At 40.3% G+C, this 17,720-nt stretch carries 13 protein-coding genes; 11 read left to right on the top strand and 2 right to left on the bottom strand.

Annotation, left to right across the window (positions count from 1 at the left end; all coding sequences use genetic code 11):
• Window positions 1–225 precede the first annotated feature (225 nt).
• The 5 genes from BPR_RS09905 to BPR_RS09885 all read left to right on the top strand — a co-directional run bounded on the left by BPR_RS09905 (window position 226) and on the right by BPR_RS09885 (window position 9,099).
• Window positions 226–1,764: a glycoside hydrolase family 32 protein gene (locus tag BPR_RS09905; RefSeq protein WP_013281341.1), complete on the top strand. Its 1,539-nt coding sequence runs from the start codon at window positions 226–228 to the stop codon at window positions 1,762–1,764.
• 17 nt (window positions 1,765–1,781) lie between these two features.
• Window positions 1,782–6,845 carry a hypothetical protein gene (locus BPR_RS09900; RefSeq protein ID WP_013281340.1) on the top strand — a complete coding sequence of 1,688 codons (5,064 nt, stop codon included), beginning with the start codon at window positions 1,782–1,784 and terminating at the stop codon, window positions 6,843–6,845.
• A gap of 223 nt (window positions 6,846–7,068) precedes the next feature.
• A complete protein-coding gene (locus BPR_RS09895) occupies window positions 7,069–7,575 on the top strand; it encodes a nitroreductase family protein (protein ID WP_013281339.1) in 507 nt (168 codons plus the stop codon).
• 190 nt (window positions 7,576–7,765) lie between these two features.
• Window positions 7,766–8,107, top strand: a complete 342-nt coding sequence (locus BPR_RS09890; protein ID WP_013281338.1) for an arsenate reductase family protein — start codon at window positions 7,766–7,768, stop codon at window positions 8,105–8,107.
• A gap of 554 nt (window positions 8,108–8,661) precedes the next feature.
• Window positions 8,662–9,099, top strand: coding sequence for a (deoxy)nucleoside triphosphate pyrophosphohydrolase (locus BPR_RS09885; RefSeq protein WP_013281337.1), 438 nt, complete (start codon window positions 8,662–8,664; stop codon window positions 9,097–9,099).
• 96 nt (window positions 9,100–9,195) lie between these two features.
• Here the strand turns inward: BPR_RS09885 and BPR_RS09880 are convergent, their stop codons facing one another.
• Window positions 9,196–10,572: a uracil-xanthine permease family protein gene (locus BPR_RS09880; protein ID WP_013281336.1), complete on the bottom strand. Its 1,377-nt coding sequence runs from the start codon at window positions 10,570–10,572 to the stop codon at window positions 9,196–9,198.
• A 1,145-nt stretch (window positions 10,573–11,717) separates the two neighbouring features.
• Between BPR_RS09880 and bcp (BPR_RS09875) the strand changes: the two genes are divergently transcribed.
• The 3 genes from bcp (BPR_RS09875) (at window position 11,718) to BPR_RS09865 (ending at window position 13,094) form a co-directional block, all read left to right on the top strand.
• Entirely contained in the window at window positions 11,718–12,173 is a 456-nt protein-coding gene (gene bcp / locus BPR_RS09875) for a thioredoxin-dependent thiol peroxidase (protein ID WP_013281335.1), read from the top strand.
• Window positions 12,170–12,421 carry a peroxide stress protein YaaA gene (yaaA, locus tag BPR_RS09870; RefSeq protein WP_013281334.1) on the top strand — a complete coding sequence of 84 codons (252 nt, stop codon included), beginning with the start codon at window positions 12,170–12,172 and terminating at the stop codon, window positions 12,419–12,421. The genes bcp (BPR_RS09875) and yaaA (BPR_RS09870) overlap by 4 nt, the downstream gene beginning before the upstream one ends.
• 85 nt (window positions 12,422–12,506) lie before the next feature.
• Window positions 12,507–13,094, top strand: a complete 588-nt coding sequence (locus tag BPR_RS09865) for a TVP38/TMEM64 family protein (RefSeq protein ID WP_042256895.1) — start codon at window positions 12,507–12,509, stop codon at window positions 13,092–13,094.
• A 26-nt stretch (window positions 13,095–13,120) separates the two neighbouring features.
• Here BPR_RS09865 and BPR_RS19830 read toward each other — a convergent pair whose 3' ends face one another.
• Window positions 13,121–15,607 (bottom strand): EAL domain-containing protein, encoded by a 2,487-nt coding sequence (locus BPR_RS19830; RefSeq protein ID WP_013281332.1) that lies wholly within the window; start codon window positions 15,605–15,607, stop codon window positions 13,121–13,123.
• A 305-nt stretch (window positions 15,608–15,912) separates the two neighbouring features.
• On the opposite strand from BPR_RS19830, the gene bcp (BPR_RS09855) reads away from it, so the two are divergent.
• From bcp (BPR_RS09855) to BPR_RS20740, 3 genes are all read left to right on the top strand, one after another.
• Window positions 15,913–16,368, top strand: coding sequence for a thioredoxin-dependent thiol peroxidase (bcp, locus tag BPR_RS09855; RefSeq protein ID WP_013281331.1), 456 nt, complete (start codon window positions 15,913–15,915; stop codon window positions 16,366–16,368).
• Window positions 16,365–17,114 (top strand): peroxide stress protein YaaA, encoded by a 750-nt coding sequence (gene yaaA, locus BPR_RS09850; protein ID WP_013281330.1) that lies wholly within the window; start codon window positions 16,365–16,367, stop codon window positions 17,112–17,114. The genes bcp (BPR_RS09855) and yaaA (BPR_RS09850) overlap by 4 nt, the downstream gene beginning before the upstream one ends.
• 91 nt (window positions 17,115–17,205) lie before the next feature.
• On the top strand, window positions 17,206–17,376 hold the full coding sequence (locus BPR_RS20740) for a hypothetical protein (RefSeq protein WP_207636499.1): 171 nt from the start codon (window positions 17,206–17,208) through the stop codon (window positions 17,374–17,376).
• Window positions 17,377–17,720 lie beyond the last annotated feature (344 nt).

Raw genomic sequence — 17,720 nt, 5'->3', positions numbered from 1 at the left:
TTCTGAGTCTTTTTATATTCGGTAAATATCATAACGCTGCAATAACAATGTGTCAAATGCACCAATTTCTGTATGACAAGTGTGCATAATTCACAAAAAATAAACCCATAAAACACTGAATTTCACGAAAAATTGTGTCATATGCACTTTTAGATTGATACAAATGACACATAATGCTATATTGTTTCTGTCAAGTGATAGTGCAAAAGCACTAAGGGAGGAATTATGCATAGAATAAAAACATTGCTTTTGATTGGCATTATGACCATCTCCAGTGTTGGATGCTCATCCAAAGCCGCAGAACCGGATACTACTTTAGATGAAACAACAGAGGAAACCGTGCAGTCAGCGGATGAAAAGTATCTGGGAGAGAACATTGAAGATCATATCGTTTTTCCGGCATCAGTGGAGGGACTTGTGGGCGATACAATGCCGTTTTACGACGAGGGAAAGTACAATGTCTTTTACCTGGCAGACCTAAGAGACGGTAAGCAGGGATATCACCCTTGGGGGCTGATGCAGACTACAGACTTTGCCTCATATGATGACAAGGGAGTTGTTTTGAATTATGGAGACGCTGTAGAAGACCAGGACATAGCTCTTGGAACCGGAAGTGTAATAAAGGGAAATGACGGTAAGTACCATGCTTTTTATACAGGACATAACGATATGTTTGAGCCAAAAGAAGCAGTGATGCATGCTGTCAGCAGCGATCTTATAAATTGGGAAAAGATTCCCGAAGACACACTTTATGCAAACGAGAATTATGCACAGAACGACTTCAGGGATCCGTTTGTTTTCTATGTTGAATCAGAAAAGTGCTATTCAATGCTTGTTGCAACAAGACAGAACAACATCGGAGTCATTGCAAGATACACTTCAGAGGACTTAAAGAGCTGGGAAGATGCCGGTGTTTTCTTTGAAAATGATATGGGAACCGATTCAAATCTGGAATGCCCGACACTCCTTTCTTATAAAGGAAAGTGGTACTTGTCATTCTCTGATCAGTGGCCTCACAGGCTTGTTCATTACAGGATAGCAGACAATTTTGAGGGCCCGTTTGAGATCCCTTCACAGGACATCTTTGACTGCAACGGCTTCTATGCAGGAAGAATGGAGACAGACGGAGAGAACTTATATGTTGTCGGATGGAACGGAACGAAGAAAAATCATACAGACAGTGAGGACTACGACTGGGGCGGAAATATGGTCACTCATAAGCTTGTGCAGCATGAAGATGGAAGCCTCACACCTGTTTTAAACCCTGAGCTTGAAAAGCTTTTATCTAATGAGCTTTCGCTTACACCGGTCAAGATGACTGATTCAGCTTCTCTTTCGGAGGGCGTTATATCTTTTGCCGGTGAAAAATATGAGATGGCGGGATTTAAGGAACTTCTTGGCAGTTACCTTATTAAGACCACAATCAGGGGTTTTGATAAAGACGGTATGTTTGGGTTCTGCTTTGATACAAACGAAGAAAGTGTCGGAAACCTGAACATTGTGTTTAACGGCGCCAACAACAGGATTGAGTTCTACAACGGCAGCAATATTATGGAAAGAACTGCTCAGTCATATGTTGATTTCAATTTAGCAGATAAAAATGAGCTGAATGTTTCACTGCTTGTTGCAGACGGCGTTGTGTGCATGTATGTCAACGATGAGATTGCTTTCACAACAAGAATGTACATGTCACAGGGCTCTGATTTTGGGGTGTTTAGTGTTGAATCAAAGGTAAGTTTTGAAGATTTGAAGGCATTTAAGTAAGGAAAGAGTGGAATGTTATGGGGTTAGATTTAAAAAAAGTAGTGGCAGTTGCATCAAAATATAAAGTTGCACTCGGGGGAATGCTCGCGATCGTTGCAACCTGCACAGGAATTGCGGCATGCGGAACTAGGGAAGAAGCACTTCAGCAGTCAGCTATAGTAACAATCGAGGATGAGATTGTTGCGCTTGCGAATTCATGGCCTTCATCTTTTATTTCGCATGACTATATCGAACCGGAATTTGTTGATGATGAAAACCGCACCAATAATGCTTTTAACGTTGCAGATTTTGGAGAGCAGGGAAATAACGGATGGTTTTACAGATATGGATCATCACAGGACCCGGCAAGGTCTAAGAGACTTGAATCCTATGATGGAGAGAGATACTTTCAGCCCGGACAAAAGGGATTAGAGATAAAGTCCAATTTTATTCATACTGCGGAGGAAGTCGCATCAATACTGGAGTGGCGAGCTGCAAAGGGCGGAGATATAAATATTGACCTTGCATATGTCAAAAACGTAAATAATGATAAAAATCCCATGTATCCTGATGGCGTAACACTGTATGTTTACAAGGGGGATGAACCTATTGGAAGATACAAGGTCGATGCAAAGACAGACAAGGAAGAAGTTGTAGAAGAGTCCTTAAAAGATATACATGTCGATGAGCTGGAAAGTCTGTACTTTGTTGTGGATCCGAACATGAACAACGCTTACGACGGTGGTTCATTATATGTTGCCATTTCCGATGTAAATGCCGGCGGTCCTACAGCGAAAAAGGATACAGACAGAATTGATAATAATGCTTATTCCATTGATGATTTCGGCCATCAGGGGAATAACGGCTGGACTTATATGTGCGGAAAAAGCGTTTCACAGGCGAGACTTGTATCAACAGAAAAGAACGGAGAGTACATGAATTCTACATCTCCAAATCTTTCAATCAGCCAGTTCTTTATTCATCCATCAATAAATGATGAGGCAATGCTATGCTGGCAGCCTGCAGTCGATGGTGCCGTTGAAATAAGAGGAACTTACACTAAGTTTGAGCAAAACGACGGAAATCCTGACTGGCCGGATGGTGTAACTGTCTCTGTCTACAGGAACAGAGAAAAGCTTTTTTCCCAAAAAGTTGCAGCACCAAAGAAGGGCAAGAATGAGATTTCTTTCAGGGAAAAGAATGTAAGCGTAAGCACGTCAGACAGATTATACTTTGTGGTTGATGCAGGAGGAAATGCGTCTTACGATGGCGGCGCATTCGATATTGCAATCCTTGACAGGACCGGTGCAACAACCGAAAAAGACGTTGTTATTGCCGGAGATGATACAAGAGAAAACTACGCAGACGTTAAATATGACTTTGGCAAACAGGGAGAAAACGGCTGGTTCTACCAGGAAGGTTATGGAGATGACCCAAATGATGTATGCAATATGCGCATCTTTGACGAAAAGGAGTACAGATATTTTGACAGCAGCTACCTGGAGATAAAGAGCGATTTTGTAAGTCCCGGAAAAGGAAAATCTGCTGTGATCAAATGGAAGGTCGCAAAAACAGGAACAATCAGGCTTAATACTTCCTATACCAAGTTTAAGAACGAGGATAAGAATCCAAGCTGGCCGGACGGAACCAGGGTTACTCTTTATCATAATAATACGGTTCTTGCACAGGAGGAATTTGCGCCAGACACCAAGCAGGAAATATCTAAGCGCATGGATGTTGAGTCTTTAAAAGTAAAGAAGGACGACTATATTTCCATGGTCATCAATTGTAAGGAAAACAACGCCTATGACGCGGGAAAATACGAGTTTTCCGTTTTTGATCTCACCGATGTTACCACAGAAAATGATATATCGATCAACGAATGCGAGACAAGGCAGAACTTTGCTGATGTTAAATATGATTTTGGTGAGCAGGGGAAAAATGGTTGGTTCTACCAGGAAAGCATAGGAGATGCTCCGTTCGTCGCCTACAATATGCGAAAATACAGCCCTGATGAAGAGCGATACATTGATTCACGCGATCTGGAGATAAAGAGAGATTTTGTGAATCCCGGAAAGGGCAAGTCCGCAGTTATCAAGTGGAAAGTGGCCCAGAATGGAACGATCAGGATTGATGCTTCATATACAAAGCTTAAGAACGAGGATAAAAATCCGGATTGGCCGGATGGAACAAGGGTGACACTGTATCATAACGGCACAGTTTTAGTTCAGCAGGATTTTGATGCTGAACTCAATGAAATTACCAAAAGACTTGATGTTGCAGAACTTGATGTTGCCAAGGATGACTATATATCAATGGTCATCAATTGTAAGGAAAACAATGCCTATGATGCAGGTCTTTATGAGTTTTCCATAAAGGGATTGTCTGCGCTTACGGGACAGACAGAGAGAGACGTTATAAATTGGGATAAAGGCCGTTCAAACAACGCATCACTCCAGGATGATTTTGGAAAGCAGGGAGAAAACGGCTGGTGCTTCCAGTCAGGATACTATCAGGATCCATACTTTGCTGTGAACGTTGAGCGACTTGAAGAAAATGGCGAGAAATACACGACTCTTGACGGAATAGAGATAAAACGTGATTTCATCATGCCTGCTAACAAGGGAAGATCTGCAAATGTGAAGTGGGTTGCAGCTAAAAACGGCAAGATCGACATAATGGCATCCTATACAAAACTTCTTAATGAAGATAAAAATCCGGATTGGCCGGACGGCGTGACAGTGTATCTTTTCAAGAACAGAGAAGTCCTGAAAAAAGAGGATTTCGCGCCACTTACCGATGAGAAGATCACGAAGGATCTGTCAGTAGAGGATGTTGAGGTACGTGCCGGAGATTGCATTACTCTTTTGGTAGATGGAAAGGCAAATACCGCTTATGACGGCGGAAACTTCACTTTTGTGATCGAAGATGCAGAGCTTAGGACCATGAAGATGGTCAATAACAGCGGGAGGAACTATGCAAATCTTTCTTATGATTTTGGGGAGCAGGGCAGTAACGGTTGGTACTATCTTGAAGGCAGAAGAATAGACAAAGCAGAGGTTTTGTCAAAGAAGACTGCTGATGGAACAGGGTTTATTTCAAGAAAATTAAGCGGCCTCGAAGTGAAGAAGGACTTTGTGCAGCCAAGGCTCAATGCCGATGCAATGTACAAATGGGTTGTGGCAGTTGACGGAGAAATAGATATAACCGGTCAGTATGTGAAGTTTGGCCATGAAGATTCCAATGCAGACTGGCCTGACGGCGTAACTATCGATATCTTCAAGAATAACTCCAGACTGTATAACACTGTTTGCAACTGCTCGAAAGGTGAAGGAAACGATAATGCAAGAGCTGTAAACATCGAAAAACTGCAGGTTAAGAAGGGAGACATCCTTACTTTTGACATAGGCTGCAACAGGAATAATGCCTGGGACGGAGGAAGGCTTGAAATTGATATTGCTGATTCTGAAGGAATCAAGGTTTCAGTAGGCGATGAAGTCAGGACCAACAACACTGTACTCGGTAATCTTGAATCATTCGAGCAGGGTAAGGACGGATGGTGGTTCCTTGAAGGAAAAGACTTAAACAGTGCAAAAGTCCTTGTATATACTAATGAGGATAAGACTGCTTTTATTTCTCCTTCCAATAAGAATCTCGAAATGAAGAAAGACTTTGTTCATCCCGGAGAGAAGAAGGCAGCAATATATCAATGGGTAGTGTACGAAGATGGAAAAATCGATGTGCTTGGCGACTATACCAAATTCGGGCAGACTGACGCGAATCCTGATTATCCGGATGGTGTGGGACTTAAGGTGTTCTTAAATGAAGAGCTTCTTGAGGAAAAAGATATAGCGGTTTTGCAGGGAGATGGTAATGATAACAAGGCAGACTTCATGTTTACTCAGCTTGACGTCAGGAGAGGTGATAAGCTTTCATTTGTTATTGACGGAAAGAATAATATAGCCTATGACGCAGGTAGATTGTCTGTGAGTGTTTATGCGGCAAAAGAGAAGGCTGAAGGTGAAAAGCTGCGGACTAACAACACTAATCTCTTTGAATCATTTGGTGAGCAGGGCACAGATGGCTGGACCTATGGAATGTGCGACTGGGATGGAAAGAACTTTGAAGAGCTTTCCTATGATCCTGATAATGAAAGATACTATAATAACGGAAAACCTGAGCTGAAAAGGGATTTTGTAGAGCCCGGAAATGGCAGAAACGCTGCATACAGATGGGAAGCAGCTAATACAGGTAAAATAAAGGTTTGCGGAAGCTACACCAAGTTTGCCAATAATGAAGACCCTGATGCCAACGGCATTTGCATGAGAATTTTCGTAAACGGCGAAGAAAAGAAGTGGTTTGGTGGAATTACCCAGGGCAACTTTGATTCTGAAAAAGAGATAACATTCGATGAAGAGTATATCGTTCACGAAGGTGACATCGTGATGTTTGCCGTAGATCCTGACGGAAACGACAGCTACGATGGCGGAAGACTTTCTGTAGTTATCAAAGATGCTGACAAGGGTTCTGATGAAAATGAAAATGGAGATAAGCCCGAACCCGGTGAAGACCCTTTGAATCCCGGAGAAGATGACTCTGATAGCGAAGGCAGGAGCAATAGCACAAGTATTGCTGGCGCTTTCGGCGAACAGGGCTCAGATGGCTGGCACTACGGAATGTGCGACTGGAACGGCAAGAATTTTACAGAGCTTTCCTATGATTCTGATAATGAAAGATACTATAATAGCGGAAAACCTGAGCTTAAAAGGGACTTTGTAGAGCCGGGAAATGGCAGAAATGCAGCTTATCTCTGGATCGCAGCAAACGATGGAAGTATCAGGATCAGCGGAGAATATGTGAAGTTTCCTAACAGCGAAGATCCTGATGCCAACGGAACCTGTATGAGAATATTCCTTAACGGGGATGAGAAGCTTTGGATTGGCGGAGATACGCAGGGCAATTTCAGCACAGAGATCAAAAAAGATTTTTATCAGGAATATGAAGTGAAAAAGGGTGACGAGATCATATTTGCTGTGGATCCTGACGGAAACGACAGCTACGATGGCGGAAGACTTTCTGTGAGTATCGAGCCTGTGGAGTAAGGAATAAATAAAACAATTAGACTGGCTTCGGCTGGTCTTTTTGTGTTATGAAAAAGTTTTACTGACATTTAAAAAAATTAGCCCGTATAATGAATTATGATTCAAATGAAGGAGGAAACCATTTATGAAATTTGCTATGTTATGTTGGACCTTTGGGTTCTTTGGGGAATTTCTATATCTTTTATAGGAGTTGTATTAACAAAGCAAAAAAGGAGATTTATAGATGGAATTTAAGACAGTTATAGAATCAAGAGAGTCTGTTCGTAAGTACAGTAATCAGAAACCAAATGAAGAACAGGTTAAATATATTTTAGAAGCGGGACGTATGGCGCCAACTGCTTTCAATAAACAGCCACAACGCATATATATATTAAAAAGTGAAGAAGCACTTCAAAAAATGGATAGTGTTCATCCTTGCCGTTATGGAGCACCTATGGTTATATTGGTATGTGCTGACAAGGATGCTGCTAGTAATTTTCAGGGTGGAAACAGTTATTTAATGGATGGAACAATTGTTGCAACACATATGATGCTTGCTGCTACTGATATTGGATTAGATACTTGTTGGGCTGGAGTCAATGATGTTAAGCAAACACAAAAAGTCTTTAATTTGCAGGAAAATATCTATCCTATCTGTTTTTTGGATTTAGGATATCGCTCTGATGATTTTAAAAGTCTTTTAGGCAATAAGAAAAGAAATTCCTTAGATTCAATGATTAATATTTTATAGGCACGGAATAATACGTAATCAATTCAATCAATCATATAACTTAATAATATAACTTTGTCCAATAACTTACCTTTCTGTGATATACTATGCGGACATGATTTATATCTATTGTAGTTGTGAACCAAAGATGAATAGAATTAATTATTTGGAAGAAGAATCTATAGCTGCAATTGAACATTAGGGAGTATTTATGAATATACAGATTTTTGGCACCAAAAAGTGCAATGATACCAAGAAGGCAGAACGCTTTTTTAAAGAGCGTGGCATTAAGTATCAGTTTATTGATATGAAGGAAAAAGGCATGAGTAAGGGTGAACTTACATCAGTTGCTTCAGCAAATGGTGGAATCGCCAATCTGGTGAATCCAGATGCAAAGGACAAGGATGCAGTAGCTCTTTTCCAATATATTGCTGACGAGGATAAGCTTGAGAAGCTGCTTGAGTCTCAGCAGATCATCAAGACTCCGGTGGTTAGAAACGGGAAGCAGTCTACCCTTGGCTATCAGCCGGATGTGTGGAAAAAGTGGGAATAAGGTATAAGGTATAAGGTATAAGGTATCATGTGCTTACTGCATAATATATGTATTTTGAAAATATGCAGTAGACATTTTTTAGAAATACTGTATCTTGTAAAAAAACTATATTTATGCAGTAATGTGCTTACTGTATAAATATAGTTTTCAAATTTCTACAGTAAATGTCAAAATTCTTTACTGTAGATATCTACAATATCTTATTCCTGCAGTAATAAATCTGGCAGAACAAATCAATAATTGAAAAATGATACTGTACCAATACTAGTATTTGTTATGATGCAGTAATAAGATTTTTCTTTTACTGTACAAGGCGAAAAATATGACACTTTGCAGTAAGCTAATACCAAAAGAAAACAATATAATGAGGATTGATCATCAAAAGGAACCTGAAAAGAGCAGACTTGATAATATATACTATTTTCTGAACAATAAAGTGTTTGGAAACATGATATAAAAAGAAATAAGGCATTGTTCTGTTACTTGTTTGGGGCGATAACACAGAAAATGGCCCTATAAATGACCAGACCAAATTCGAAAAAAGGAAGCAGATTATGAAGACAGTCAATGTTGTTGCAGCAATTATCTGTGACGATTACAAAAAGAAAACGAAAATTTTTGCCACGCAGCGTGGCTACGGCGAATATAAAGACGGCTGGGAGTTTCCCGGAGGAAAGATAGAGGAAGGGGAAACACCTGAGCAAGCCCTGGTTCGGGAAATACGAGAGGAACTTGGCGCTGAGATAGCAGTACATGAACTGATTGATGTAATTGATTACGACTATGAAAAGTTCCACCTGCATATGAATTGCTATTGGGCAACAGTAGTGGAAGGAGAACTTCAACTCCTAGAACATGAAGCAGCAAAATGGCTTGAGTATAGTGAGCTGAATAGCGTTGATTGGCTTCCTGCTGATCTCGCAATCATTCCCAAGCTTGCCGCTGAGATGGAACAGGCATTGGATATTATCATGAAGAGACCAAGCGTATAGTTCAGTTTGTTGCCAATAAATAAAAAACAGCATCCTCAGGCTCTGGTGAAACGTCGTCACCTTTGCCGGGGATGCTGTTTTGAGCTTTGATGAAGCTTAAGCTACATCGTTATTGAAGCTTACGCCTCTATTGATATCACCCTTGTGATTAACGCCAAAGTCATAATCATTACCGGGAAGAATTGCATTCAAAACAATTCCAAGTAATGCTGCGATTGCGAGTGAAGTCAATGTTACAGATGTTGAACCAATTGTAAATGTGATACCATCTGAAAAACCAAGTCCTGATACAAGTATTACTGCTGCTACGATCAGATTTCTTGACTTTGTAAAGTCAACCTTGTTTTCTACTACATTACGAACACCTATAGCGGAAATCATTCCGTACAAAATAAAGCTGATACCACCAATAATTGCTGTTGGCATTGTACCAATGACGTCAGATATTTTTGGAATGAAGCTTACTACTATAGCATATACTGCTGCAAGCTCAACAACCTTGGGATCATATACTTTGGAAAGTTCAAGAACACCTGTATTTTCACCGTATGTTGTATTAGCTGGTCCACCAAAGAGTCCTGCAACAGCTGTTGCAAGTCCATCGCCAAGTAATGTCCTGTGAAGTCCAGGATCTTCAATGAAATTCTTACTTGTTGTTGCTGATATAGCAGATATATCTCCAACATGCTCCATCATTGTAGCGATCGCGATAGGGGCCATAACCAAAACTGCTGAAAGATCAAACTTTGCAATTTGGAATGGAGGAAGTCCTACCCAACTTGCCTGTGCGACAGGAGCAAAATTGATGATCGCACTTCCATCTGCGTTAGTAAAGCCAAAGCCGTACATTACAAGTGCAACAACATATGAAATCACAACTCCCATGAGGATTGGGATAATCTTGAACATCCCTTTTCCCCATATATTAAAGATGACTACTACTGAAAGAGCAACCAGTGCTAAAAACCAGTTTGCAGAAGCATTGGTTACTGCTGATGGCGCAAGTGAAAGGCCTATGCAAATGATAATAGGGCCGGTAACTACAGGTGGAAGGAAATGCATTACCTTCTTTACTCCTACTAACTTAATAATAAGAGCGAGTACCAGATAAAGAAGTCCTGCAACTACAATTCCGCCACAAGCGTATGGAAGCTTTTCTCCATAAGTCATATTGGCATATTTACCTGTATTCAAATTAGCTACTGTAGCAAAACCACCAAGGAAAGCAAATGATGAACCTAAAAATGCGGGAACTTTAAACTTAGATAAAAGATGAAATAAAAGAGTGCCAATACCGGCAAAGAAAAGAGTAACCTGGACTGAAAGTCCTTCACCATTGAAATAACCATTAACTAAAATCGGAACCAAAATAGTCGCTCCAAACATCGCAAACATGTGTTGCAATCCTAATAGCGCCATTTTAGGTTTCCCCAACGTCGTGGCATCATAAATAGCCTGTCTTTTTTCTCCCATTTTTTCCTCCTCCAGGAAATATTTTATTTTTTTCATCGATAGTATATCATATACAACGCAAAAATGTAGGACTTCTTGAAGGAAATTACAGCTTTTCAATGTTATAGAGTATGATTTGCAGATGCTCATATATCTATTATCAGGGGAAAATGGGGAAATTGGGAAAAAGGATTAGTGTGTATACTGCATAATATAAGAATTTTGAAGCTGTGCAGTAGATGTTTTCTTTAAATACTGTATCTGGTAAAAAAACTATGTTTGTGCAGTAATGTGCTTACTGTATAAGACACAGTTTTCAAATCTCTACAGGATATGTCTATTATTTTTACTGCATATATCTGAATATCTTATTCTTGCAGTAATAAATCTGGCAGGAAAAGTAAATTATAGAAAAATATTACTGTACCAATACTAGTAATTGTTGTGGTGCAGTAATAAGAATTTTTATTTACTGCACAGGGTGAAAAATGAGACATCTTGCAGTATATTAATACCAAAAAGAATCCGTAAAGAATCCCTCTATTACCTCAATTATAGAAGCTATTATAGATTCTAATATTGCAGAAGCTAATATTACAGAAGCTATATTGAATAAAGAGATATGATAATTATATAATTCATTTCCCTGGATGGCGAATAGATTGTCAGAATTACAAAAAGAGATTTGGAAGAAAAGAAAATAGCATCCCTAGGCTCTGGTGAAACGTCGTCACCTTTGCTGTGGATGCTTTTTTTACAACTTAGCAACTATTTCTGCCGCTCGTGAAGCATATGCCACGTAAAGTGAAATGGTTGTTTTTTCTTATCTGCTTATATATACGAATGAAGATGATGTTGTGGCAAAAAAATTTTTTTTGCTTGCTAAAATAATTAAGTGGTAGTTATGCTTGCGCTTTTTGTTGGATCTACGATAATGTAATCCGTCTTGTGCTTCTCAAGTTGGATAAGATTTCCTTTGGATCTGTACAGGCCGCAGCTACTCATGATTCCATCTGTATTATTTTTTTACGCATGATTTTAGCAATACTGTATAATTAAATTGCTTGATAGAAATATTTGATACTATTCCTGAGCAGTTTGACAAAGTTCGCCCGAGGTGTGACTAGTGGACGGAGTTAACGGCCCATTTTTTAGGAGGATTTACCATGTTAGAAGTTGGAACAAAGGCACCAGATTTTGAACTTCCTGATCAGAATGGGGAAATGCATTCCCTCAAGGACTACAGAGGCAGGAAGGTTATTCTGTATTTTTATCCCAAGGATAATACTTCCGGATGTACCAAGCAGGCATGCGGCTTTTCAGAGAGATATCCTCAATTTACTGAAAAAGGTGCAGTTGTTCTTGGAGTAAGCAAAGACACAGTTGCATCACACAAGAAGTTTGAAAAAAACTACGGACTTGCGTTCACCCTGCTTGCTGATCCTGAGCGCAAGGTGATAGAAGCCTACGATGTTTGGAAAGAGAAGAAAAACTATGGAAAAACATCCATGGGCGTAGTCAGAACGACATACTTGATTGATGAAGAGGGCATGATCATCAGAGCAAATGATAAGGTCAAAGCCGCAGATGATGCCGAGAAGATGCTGGGTGAATTGTCATGAGAATCATTTTGTCTCCTGCAAAGAAAATGAACATCGATACTGATACTCTTGAGCACCAAGGATTACCGGTCTTTTTGGATCAAACCAAAAAAATCCTTGATTGGCTTAGAATGCAGTCATATGCAGATTTGCAGAGGCTATGGAATTGTAATGACAAGATTGCGGAACAGAATTTTATTAATTGGATTTCTGGCACTTTTTTAGAAAAAGAAATGAAAGATCAAAAAATAGAAGATGCATGCGAATAGTAAAAGATCATTAGTGAGAACCAGCATAATTATAATATTTATAGCAGTCTTCCTGCTTGGCATATATTATTTCATCGGAAGACCCATGATCGCTTTTGTGGGAGATGTGGATGCCTTCAGGGCTTACGTGGAAGAAAAGGGAATTCTTGCCTATCTGGTGTTTGGATTATTCGTATTCTTCCAGACACTCTCAAATTGCATACCCGGCCTTCCCTTTTACCTCACAGCCGGATTCATATTGGGAGGCGTTAAAGGAGCTATCTTGTGCGATTTTTTTGCCACCCTTGGCAATACAGCAGCTTTTCTCATTGGGAAAAAATTTGGTAGAAGTTTTCTTCTTTATCTTTTCCCGGAGGACAAGCTCACCCGCGTTGAGGAACTTATCTTTAACAAAAATCCGATATTGGTGCATATCATGTTCATGTTCCTGCCACTTCCCAAGGATACCTACGCGTGGCTTGGCTTTTACTCAGGGGAAAATGTGATCATGTGGCTTTTAATAACCTTCGTTGCAAGATTTCCTCACATTTTCCTATACACATTCAGTGCAGAAAAAATGATAGATAATCAGTATGGCTTTTTTATCCTGGGAGCAGTGATAGCTGTTCTAGTTTATTTGGTTGTGGTTGTTTACTTGAAAAAGAATAAAAAGCAAAGTAAGAAAAACAAATAAAGGCGGGAAGCTTCTTGAGTTAATGCTTACTGTTGCAACCGATCAAGGACCATTGGGTACATATTTTCATCGGTGGCGCTCTCATCAGATCTGAACATATAGGAAGTACTAACCTTTAATGTCATTTTGTTACCATCAAGTTCTCTGATGGATTCAATAGCTTCTTTTAACTGAAGGCATAACTCATCCACTTCAGATTGGTTATCCGTATATAAAAGAAGCGCAAATTCTGACTGTATCATTCGGGCTACAGCGCATTTGTCCTTTGTGACATTCAGTATTTCCTGCCCCATTCGATGCAAGAGCTTTTTGATAAAGTCTTCTCCATAGTCAGCAACAACTCTGGCATGCTTTGTGTCTCTAAGTATAATAAGCGCAAAATCACGCCCCAGATTATGGTAGTTCTGGGAATAATCTATCAGGGCATCAAGGAAACCTTTTTTATTCATACAACCGGTAACGGTGTCTGTTCTTTTTACGTTATAAAGCTTGTTTATTCGGGCCATTTCCTCATCAACATCAAAGAAATACCCCATTAGACCGGTGATCTTATTGCCATCATATATAGGGGTCTTGAAACAAATGATGTTGTGGACAACACCTTTGACGATGCAGTATCCCGGAACGCCGGAAACTACGGTTCCCTTAGAAAGAACGTCGAGTTCGTCATCTCTGTACGTTTTGCCGTCGGTATGCCAGCCCATGTCCTCATCGTCTTTACCGAGGATATCGTCGATGGTAAAACCGTAGAAGTCAAGAAAAGCTTTGCTGGCGCCCAAAAACCTCCTGTTTTTATCCTTCCAAAAGAACTTTAGATGTGAGGAGGCTACAGTTCTTTCCCACATGCTTGCATACATCTGTGAGTCACTGGCTTCAAGCCCGTAATCCTCGGGGTTGTAAAGCTGCTGGATTTTTTGAAGGATTATGCCTGTATCGTCAGGAGTCGGTTTTGTACACATGAGGAATTCTTTTCCTTCTGTACCTGGGATCTGCATGAGCGATAAGCCTTTCCACTCATAATTGCCATCACTTTGTTTGATCCTGAACATACACTCAACATAGCCTTTTGAGTTATTTTCTATGCGGCTGTTAAGCGTAGACCAGTCGCAGAAAACGTCAAATTTCTTCGCGTCAGCCAGAGCAATATATTCCTCTTTGAACTTTTGGGTATAGGTATTAAGATCCATGCCATCGCTGGAGACGTCCCTCATATAACGGAATTTTCCAACCAGTGGAATGATTGTGTTATTGGAAGGATTGATCTGTGCCACTGTGTCAAACATGTGATTTATTTCTTTTAACCTGAAGTCAAGACTGTTTCTCTTTTCAATATTGGCATCAGAAGAAATATTGCGGATGGAGCTTATGTATATATGGCTTCCTGCGTTTTCAGCTATTTCTTTTCCTTTTAGACAAAGAATATTTCCGTCAACAGTGAAGTAGAAGGTTTCAAGATTCCTGCTATGCTCAATGGTATCAGCAAATTTCTTGAGTTGAGTATTCAGAGGAGAGTTGGAATTGAGCACTTTCTGATCAATCATTTCCTGATCATAAGATCTGCCAAAAGCCTGTGTCTTATAAATTTCATTCATGAAAAGAGTTCTGAAAACTCCGTTGTTATTTTCAATAATGGCCAAAGGTTCATCCGTACGTCTTGCGGAGAAACTTGCTACGTCATAGAAATGGCGCCATTGCCTCTTTTCAATGTCTATGCCGCAATTTTTGATATGGTCAAAAAAATCATCTATTGGCATAGGTTTGCCATAGTAGTAGCCTTGGAGCCGGCCACAGCCGATATTCTTGAGAAACTCCACCTGTTCCTTGGTTTCCACGCCTTCTGCCAGTGTCATGACATCAATTTCTTTTGCCATGATAACTGTTGAAGTGATTATGGCCTTGGATTTATCGTCAAAGGAGCGAAGGAATGACATATCCAGCTTCAGGGTGTCAAAATGGTAGTCCTTAAGGACGGTAAGAGAGGAATAACCGCTACCAAAGTCGTCCATCCACACCTCATAGCCGGTGCTCCTGAAGCGCTCTATCATGCCGGACATCATCTCGGCGTCAGATACGATCATGCTCTCGGTTATCTCAACATGAATGTAGTCCCTTGGAATATCGTACTCGTCCACGGCATCTTCCAAAACCTTGAGCATGTCAGTGGCTTCAAGGTCAAGGCGCGAAAAGTTGATGGACACAGGAATTGCGTCGAGGCCATTATGAATACGCTCTGAAATGTCGGAGCAGACTTTTTTAACGATCCAGCAGTCAAGCTTGTGGATTTGCCTGCTCTCTTCGAGAGCGCCTATGAATTTATCAGGTGAAAGAAATCCCATTTCAGGGTCGATCCATCTTGCCAGAGATTCAGCGCCGCAAAGCTGCCCTGTGAGCGCGCGAACAACAGGCTGGTAATATACTTTAACCCAGTCATTTTCCAATGCTTTCTCGATATTGGCAACCACGTATTTCGCGATTTTTTTGCGTTCCTGACTATTGTCTGAGGCAAGTGGCATGAACGTAATCTCCGTGAAAATTTATTGCTATATTGAGCATAACATATGTTGTGTACCAATAGTAAATAATATTGATAAAATGATCATAAATATGACAAATTTAATTATTGTTTCCAAATAAGCTGTTTTGCATTAATCATTGCGAAACAACGTGATATTAGTCTAAAATAAAAGCGGTGTCACGTAGATGTCCACGCTACTGTATAATCTGCAGAACGTAGCGTGCCTATTTCGCATTTACTGCATTTCCTTATCTATATGACATTGGGACGGAGTTAACGGTCCATTTTTTAGGAGGATTTACCATGTTAGAAGTAGGAACAAAGGCACCAGATTTTGAACTTCCTGATCAGAATGGGGAAATGCATTCCCTCAAGGACTACAGAGGCAGGAAGGTTATTCTGTATTTTTATCCCAAGGATAATACTTCCGGCTGTACCAAGCAGGCATGCGGCTTTTCAGAGAGATATCCTCAATTTACTGAAAAAGGTGCAGTTGTTCTTGGAGTAAGCAAAGACACAGTTGCATCACACAAGAAGTTTGAAAAAAACTACGGACTTGCGTTCACCCTGCTTGCTGATCCTGAGCGCAAGGTGATAGAAGCCTACGATGTTTGGAAAGAGAAGAAAAACTATGGAAAAACATCCATGGGCGTAGTCAGAACGACATACTTGATTGATGAAGAGGGCGTGATCATCAGAGCAAATGATAAGGTCAAAGCCGCAGATGATGCCGAGAAGATGCTGGGTGAATTGTCATGAGGATCATTTTGTCTCCTGCAAAGAAAATGAACATCGATACTGATACTCTTGAGCACCAAGGATTACCGGTCTTTTTGAATCAAACCAAAGAAATCCTTGATTGGCTTAGAATACAGTCATATGCAGATTTGCAGAGGCTATGGAATTGTAATGACAAGATTGCGGAGCAGAATTTTATGCGTGTTAAAGAAATGGACATTTATAAAAGGCTGACTCCGGCAATCATTTCCTACGAGGGAATTGCATTTCAGTATATGGCCCCGTCTGTTTTTGAGAACAGTTCTTTTGACTATGTTCAGGAACATCTGAGAATTCTGTCGGGGTTTTACGGAGTATTAAAACCTATGGACGGGGTTACGCCCTATAGGCTTGAAATGCAGGCAAAAGCAGCAATAAATGGGGCCAAGGACTTATATGAATTTTGGGGCTCTTCACTGTACAAAGAGGTAAGGGACGACTCTGGAGTAATAGTAAATCTTGCTTCCAAGGAATACTCTAAATGCATAGAGAAGTATCTAACACCCGAAGACCACTATGTAACAGTTGTTTTTGGTGAGATGGAAAAGGGGAAATTTGTTACCAAAGGAACGTATGCAAAAATGGCTAGAGGTGAAATGGTCAGGTATATGGCAGAGCATCAGATAGAGGACCCGGACGACATCAGGTCTTTTGACAGGCTAGGCTATGTTTACAGAGAAGATCTTTCCAATGCCACGCAGATAGTGTTTGAACGGGGACGGAGTTGAAATGCAATTCTCCAGAGTCTACCTTCACGCTTAAAAAATGCGTCATCGTAGTATCTAGAGTTAGGATCGCTATTTGCAAATTCTCTACAGCATGCAAGACTGCTTGATACCAACGGTTCTTTCAATCAACAAGTATAAGGAAGTTGTATATGAGAAGGTTGAATATGAACCAACAGATGTGATTATGGGCAAGATTGAAGCAATCGAGGCTGAGATTCAGACTGAGTTTGCTGAGCTTAAGGAACTGTTGAATATAAAATAAATTGAGATTTGTCGAGATGACGAGTCATATCAAAATTGAATATATGTTTGACGGTAAAGAGCGGTAATGGTAGTATTATATTAATTAAAGGTGCTACCGGTAGACGGTTAGCCCTGTTTCAAATTAGCAATTATTAAAAATAACCGCTCAGTCTGGCAGGACAATGGGCGGTTATTTTTGTGTCTTGGAATCATGCTTGCCAAACATGTAACCAAGACTAAAGAAAGTCGCACACAGTGCAAGCACTGCGATAAGGTCACTGATGGTGAGCATAAGCAAGTACCTCCAACAAAGATTTCTCAAAGAGATTTCTATGATAAACAGAGGTCACAGTCCTCCGCTTG

The organism is Butyrivibrio proteoclasticus B316 (assembly GCF_000145035.1).
GTDB classification, from domain to species: domain Bacteria; phylum Bacillota; class Clostridia; order Lachnospirales; family Lachnospiraceae; genus Butyrivibrio; species Butyrivibrio proteoclasticus.
The sequence above is the reverse complement of the archived record's forward strand: the minus strand, read 5'-3'. Positions and strand labels throughout refer to the sequence as shown.

Coding starts and splice junctions, on each gene's coding strand:
- BPR_RS09905 (WP_013281341.1), top strand. CDS start 226: ATGCATAGAATAAAAACATTGCTTTTGATTGGCATTATGACCATCTCC.
- BPR_RS09900 (WP_013281340.1), top strand. CDS start 1,782: ATGGGGTTAGATTTAAAAAAAGTAGTGGCAGTTGCATCAAAATATAAA.
- BPR_RS09895 (WP_013281339.1), top strand. CDS start 7,069: ATGGAATTTAAGACAGTTATAGAATCAAGAGAGTCTGTTCGTAAGTAC.
- BPR_RS09890 (WP_013281338.1), top strand. CDS start 7,766: ATGAATATACAGATTTTTGGCACCAAAAAGTGCAATGATACCAAGAAG.
- BPR_RS09885 (WP_013281337.1), top strand. CDS start 8,662: ATGAAGACAGTCAATGTTGTTGCAGCAATTATCTGTGACGATTACAAA.
- BPR_RS09880 (WP_013281336.1), bottom strand. CDS start 10,572: ATGGGAGAAAAAAGACAGGCTATTTATGATGCCACGACGTTGGGGAAA.
- bcp (WP_013281335.1), top strand. CDS start 11,718: ATGTTAGAAGTTGGAACAAAGGCACCAGATTTTGAACTTCCTGATCAG.
- yaaA (WP_013281334.1), top strand. CDS start 12,170: ATGAGAATCATTTTGTCTCCTGCAAAGAAAATGAACATCGATACTGAT.
- BPR_RS09865 (WP_042256895.1), top strand. CDS start 12,507: ATGATCGCTTTTGTGGGAGATGTGGATGCCTTCAGGGCTTACGTGGAA.
- BPR_RS19830 (WP_013281332.1), bottom strand. CDS start 15,607: ATGCCACTTGCCTCAGACAATAGTCAGGAACGCAAAAAAATCGCGAAA.
- bcp (WP_013281331.1), top strand. CDS start 15,913: ATGTTAGAAGTAGGAACAAAGGCACCAGATTTTGAACTTCCTGATCAG.
- yaaA (WP_013281330.1), top strand. CDS start 16,365: ATGAGGATCATTTTGTCTCCTGCAAAGAAAATGAACATCGATACTGAT.
- BPR_RS20740 (WP_207636499.1), top strand. CDS start 17,206: ATGCAAGACTGCTTGATACCAACGGTTCTTTCAATCAACAAGTATAAG.